Raw genomic sequence first — 5,597 nt, forward strand, 5'->3', positions numbered from 1 at the left:
TGTTCGCCCAGCGTCTTTCGGCACACTGAACGCCATGACGGACTTCACCACCCTTTACCGTGGCGGGCACATCCTCAGCCCCGCCTACCCGACCGCCACCGCGATGCTGGTCACCGGTGAGACGGTCAGCTGGCTGGGCACCGACGCCGACGCGCCGAGCGCCGACGAGACCGTCCAGCTGGACGGCTGCCTGGTCACCCCGGCGTTCGTGGACTCCCACGCCCACGTCAGCGGCACCGGCGGCGCGCTGCTCGGGCTCAACCTCTCCGAGACCCGTTCGGCCGCGGAGCTTCTCGACCTGGTGTCGGCGGTGGCGGACAAGCTGCCGCGCACCGCGGTGATCCTGGGCGCCGGCTTCGACGAGACCGAATGGGACACCCCGGAACTGCCGTCCGGCGAGACCCTGTCGCGGGCGGTGGGCGGCCGCCGCGCCTACCTGTCGCGCACCTGCGGGCACATCGGGATCGCCTCGGCGGCGCTGCTGCTCGACCGCCCCGACCTGGCCGCCCTGGAGGGTTACAGCGAGACCGGGGTGCTCACCCTGTACGCCCACCGGGCCGCCCGCGCCGCCGCCAACGCCGCCGTCCCCGAGACCCAGCGCACTGAGGCGCAGCGGGTCGCGCTGCGCCACGCCGCGTCGCTGGGGATCGCCGCCGTCGTCGAGTGCGGCACCCCCACCCCCGGCTCCAGCCTCGGCGAGGACGACTTCACGGGACTGTTGGCGCTGGCCGATTCCGGCGAGCCGCTGCCGCGGGTGTTCGGGTACTGGGGCGAGCTGAACGGCGCCGCCAAGGCCCGTGAGCTCGGCGCCCACGCCTGCGCCGGCGATCTGTCGGTGGACGGCTCGATCGGCGCCCACACCGCGGCGCTGCGCGAGCCCTACGCCGACGCCGACGTGCTGGGCCACGCCTACCTGTCGGCCGAGGACGTCGAGCAGCACATCATCAGCTGCGCCGGTCACGGCATGCAGGGCGGCTTCCACGCCATCGGCGACCAGGCCGTCACCAACGTGATCACCGGGATCGCCGCGGCGGCCCAAACCGTTGGGGTGGAGACGATCCGGGCTGGACGCCACCGGGTGGAACACGCGGAGATGCTCGACAAGCAGCTGATCGCCGGGTTCGTCGCCTTTGGACTGTACGCCAGCGTGCAGCCGGCCTTCGACGACCGCTGGGGCGGCACCGACGCCATGTACGCCACCCGGCTGGGCGTCGAGCGCTCCCTGGCCGCCAACCCCTTCGGCTCGCTGGCCGGGGTCGGGGTGCCGCTGGCGCTCGGCTCCGACAGCCCCGTCACCCCGCTGGACCCGTGGGGCGGGGTGCGGGCCGCCGTCAACCACCGCAATCCGTCCCAGGGGCTGACCCCCACCGCGGCGTTCGCCGCACACACCCGGGGCGGCTGGCGGGCCGTCGGCGACGACGAGGCCGGCGTGCTGACCCCGGGCGCCCCGGCCAGCCTCGCGGTGTGGGAACACCGCGCCGCCGGGCTGCCCGACGTGGCGAACGCCGCCGCGCCCCGCTGCCGCCGTACCGTCCACTCGGGAACCGTGATCTTCGACGAGGAGGCCCCATGAGCCCGGAAAACCGCAACCTGGCACGTCTGCCGCTGGACGACGCCACCATCGACCGGGCGCGCGGCCTCGCCCGGCGCGCCGGCCAGCCGGTCGTCGACATCGCCCAAAGCCACACCACCGTGGCCGTGGAGCGGGCGATGCTGCGACTGGCCGGGCTGGAGGGCGCCGACGCCGAGGGGATCCCCTGGGTGAACCGGCTGGTCGACGCCGTGCGCGCCGACGTCGGCATCTCCCACGGCGTCGCGCTGCCGATCTTCCACGCGCTGGTCGCCGACGACCACCAGGACCTCACGCTGCTGGCGCACAAGGCAGCGTCGGGATCGCTGCACTTCGAGCTCCCGTCCGAAAAGGACGCCGGGGCGGCCCGGGCCGCGGCGCGGTCGGCGGTGTCCGGCGGCATCGCCCGGATGGACGCCAAGCGCGCCGAGCGCGACGCCATGGTCTCCGAGATCGGCGATCCGCCGCAGCGACCCTGGATCTACCTCATCGTGGCCACCGGCGACATCTACGAGGACATCCCCCAGGCCCAGGCCGCGGCCCGCGCCGGCGCCGACGTCATCGCGGTGATCCGCTCCACCGGACAGTCCCTGTTGGACTATGTGCCGGAGGGCGCCACCCGCGAGGGCTTCGCCGGCACCTACGCCACCGGCGAGAACTTCCGGCTGATGCGCGCGGCCCTCGACGAGACGTCCCGGGAACTGGGACGCTACGTGCGGCTGTGCAACTACGCCTCGGGCCTGTGCATGCCGGAGATCGCGGCGCTGGCGGGCATGCACCGCCTCGACATGATGCTCAACGACTCCATGTACGGCATCCTGTTCCGCGACATCAACCCGATCCGCACCTTTGTGGACCAGCGCCTGTCGCGCCAGATCCACGCCCGCGCCGGCATCATCATCAACACCGGCGAGGACAACTACCTCACCACCGCCGACGCCGTGGAGGCCGCGCACACCGTCACGGTCTCCCAGCTGCTCAACGAGTTCTTCGCCCACGAGGCGGGCCTGCCCGACGCGCTGCTGGGTCTGGGCCACGCCTTCGAGATCAACCCGGACTTGGCCGACTCCTTCCGCATGGAGCTGGCCCACGCCATGCTGGCCCGCCAGCTGTTCCCGGACGCGCCGCTGAAGTGGATGCCGCCCACCCGCCACATGACCGGGGATGTGTTCCGCGGCAACCTGTTGGACGGCTTCTTCAACCTGGCTGGCGCCATGACCGGGCAGGGCATCCTGCTGGTGGGCATGATGACCGAGGCGGTGGTCACCCCGTGGCTGTCCGACCGCGACGTCGCGCTGCAAAACGTCCGCTACGTGCTCAACGCCTGCGGCGGGCTCACCGAGGACTTCCACCCGCCGGCCGACGGCTTCATCGCCAACCGGGCCCGGCAGGTGCTCGGCGAGGCCGTCGATCTGCTGGAGAAGATCGTCGACGACGGGCTGCTCAACGCCATCGCCGACGGCACCTTCGGCATCATGAAGCGCCCCGCCGACGGCGGGCGCGGCCTGGACGGCGTGGAACAGCACGCCGACGACTACTACAACCCGGCCTCCGAACTGCTGGAGGCCGGACAGTCCAAGGAGGAGCGATGAGCCGGATCGTCCGCCCGTACGGCGACACCACCGGGGACGGCATGGTGCAGCTGTCCTTCACGCTGCCGGTGCCGCACGACAAGCGCTCCGAGGGCGCCGCGGTGCAGCTCGCGTCCAAGATGGGCATGGAGCCGGCGATGGTGGTGCACGCCAAGCAGATGGGGGAGTCGCACACCTTCTTCGTCGTCTACGGTTCGGCCAAGCACCTGGTCAATCTGGACGACGTGAACGTGGTGGAGCGCGACTATCCGCTGTTGTCGTCGAAGGAGACCAACGCGATCATCGCCGAGCACCTGGGCCGCAAGGTGACGGTGGTGGGCGCCTGCATCGGCACCGACGCCCACACCGTGGGCATCGACGCGATCCTCAACATCAAGGGGTTCGCGGGGGAGAAGGGCCTGGAGTACTACCGGCAGTTGCGGGTGGTCAACCTGGGCGCCCAGGTGGCCGTGCCGGACCTGGTGAACCGGGCCATCGACGAGGAGGCCGACGCGGTGCTGGTGTCGCAGGTCGTGACGCAGCGCGACGCGCACCTGCACAACACCCGCGAGCTGTCGGCGGCGATGCGCGAGGCGCTGCCCCCCGACAAGCGTCCACTGTTGATCATTGGCGGTCCGCGTTTCGACGAGACCCAGTCCGCCGAACTCGGAGTCGACCGGATCTTCAGCCGCGGCACCACCCCGGCCGACGTCGCGTCGTACATTGTCCACCGTCTCATCTCGAGCAAGGAGCCCGTTTCGTGAGCGCCCACGAAGGACTCACCGTCACCCATCGCCGGTACGTCTCCTACGACCACGCCCACTACGCCGGGAACCTCGTGGACGGGGCCTACGGGCTGGGGCTGTTCGGGGACGTGGCCACCGAGGTGTGCGTGCGGGCCGACGGGGACGAGGGGCTGTTCGCGTCCTATTCGGACGTCCAGTTCAGGCAGCCGGTGCGCGCCGGCGACGTCGTGGAGGCCACCGCCGTGATCACCCGCGTCGGTAAACGCAGCCGCACCATCGACTTCACGCTGCGCGTGGTGTGCCGGGGCCGCGCCGATCGCGGCGAGTCCGCCGCCGAGACGCTGACCGAGCCGATCGTGGCCACCACCGCGACCGGCACCGTGGTCGTGCCGCCGACATGACGGGCGCGGCCATCGTCTGCGCCGACGTCGGCTCCACCTACACCAAGGTCGCCGCGGTCGACGCCGAGACCGGTCGCTGGTACGGAAACGCCACGCACCGCACCACCATCGACCCCGACGTGATGGACGGCCTGGGAGCCGCCCGCACCGAGGTCGAATCCCTGCTGCCGCAAGGCGTCGAGGTCGCCGAGCTGCGGGTGTGCTCGTCGGCGGGGGGCGGGCTGCGGCTGGGCGTGGTGGGCAACGAGCCGCTGGTGACCGCCACCGCCGCGCACCGCGCCGGGCTGTCGGCGGGCGCCCGCGTGGTGTCCATCATGGCCGGCGACTTCGGGGAGTCGGACCTGGGCGAGCTGGCCGAAACCGCGCCCGACATCGTGCTGCTGGCGGGCGGTACCGACGGCGGCGACGCCACCGTCCTCATCGAACACGCCGAGATCCTGGCGCGAGCGTCCGCGGGGGACGAACGGCTGCGGGTCCCCGTGGTGCTGGCCGGAAACCGCGACGCGCGGGACACCGTGGCCGCGATCCTGGCGGGCGCCGATCTTCCTGTCATGCCCGTCGACAACGTGCTGCCCCGCATCGGACAGCTCAACCCCGCACCCGCCCGATCCGCGCTGCGCGAAGCGTTCCTGAGCCACGTCATCGCGGGAAAACACCTGTCACATCGGGAATCCTTTGCGGCCCTAGTACGCTCGGCAACCCCCGACACCGTTCTGTCCGGAGTGGAGACTCTCGCCGACGGTCACGGCGACATACCCGCCCGCGGCGACCTGGTCGTCGTCGACGTGGGCGGCGCCACCACCGACGTCTACTCCGTCCTGACCCCCGACGCCGAGCGCTCCGGCCCCCGCCGCGAGGTCGCCGGGACCGCGTGGCGTTCGCGCACCGTCGAGGGCGACCTCGGCATGCGCCACACCGCGCCCGGCATCGTGACGGCCGCCGCCGACGAGAACCTGCTGCTCCCCGGCGAAGCAGACCCCCTGGCCGCCGCCGCGGCCCGCCGCGCCGCCGCACCCGGGTGGCTACCCGAAACCCCCGACGACGTCGCCTGCGACCTGCGCCTCACCGGGCTGGCCATCACCATCGCGATGCGCCGCCACTGCCGCGGCGAGCGCCTCGGCGGCCCCGGCGCCCCCCTGCGCGGCGGCAAGGATCTGCGCGCCGTCACGCTCGTCGTGGGATCCGGTGGCGTGCTTCGACACCACGGCGACGCGGCACTGGACACAGTGGCCCGCGCGGTCAACGCCGACACCGCGGGCGGCTACCCGCTTCCCCGCAATCCAATGATGGTCATCGATACGTCTTATGC

Annotated in this window: 5 protein-coding genes; all 5 read left to right on the forward strand. The window is 72.1% G+C overall.

Annotation, left to right across the window (positions count from 1 at the left end):
- Positions 1-34 precede the first annotated feature (34 nt).
- Positions 35-1,573 carry an amidohydrolase gene (locus tag VE172_RS10610; protein ID WP_324800965.1) on the forward strand — a complete coding sequence of 513 codons (1,539 nt, stop codon included), beginning with the start codon at positions 35-37 and terminating at the stop codon, positions 1,571-1,573.
- Positions 1,570-3,162, forward strand: a complete 1,593-nt coding sequence (kamD, locus tag VE172_RS10615; protein ID WP_324800968.1) for a lysine 5,6-aminomutase subunit alpha — start codon at positions 1,570-1,572, stop codon at positions 3,160-3,162. Before VE172_RS10610 ends, kamD begins: the two co-directional genes overlap by 4 nt.
- Positions 3,159-3,905, forward strand: coding sequence for a lysine 5,6-aminomutase subunit beta (gene kamE, locus VE172_RS10620; protein WP_324800971.1), 747 nt, complete (start codon positions 3,159-3,161; stop codon positions 3,903-3,905). The genes kamD and kamE overlap by 4 nt, the downstream gene beginning before the upstream one ends.
- A complete protein-coding gene (kal, locus tag VE172_RS10625; protein WP_324800974.1) occupies positions 3,902-4,288 on the forward strand; it encodes a 3-aminobutyryl-CoA ammonia lyase in 387 nt (128 codons plus the stop codon). The genes kamE and kal overlap by 4 nt, the downstream gene beginning before the upstream one ends.
- Positions 4,285-5,597, forward strand: a 1,313-nt coding sequence (locus VE172_RS10630) for a glutamate mutase L (protein WP_324800977.1), incomplete at its 3' end; no start/stop codon positions are given. The genes kal and VE172_RS10630, both read left to right, overlap by 4 nt.

Source organism: Stackebrandtia sp., from assembly GCF_035643755.1.
GTDB lineage: Bacteria > Actinomycetota > Actinomycetes > Mycobacteriales > Micromonosporaceae > Stackebrandtia.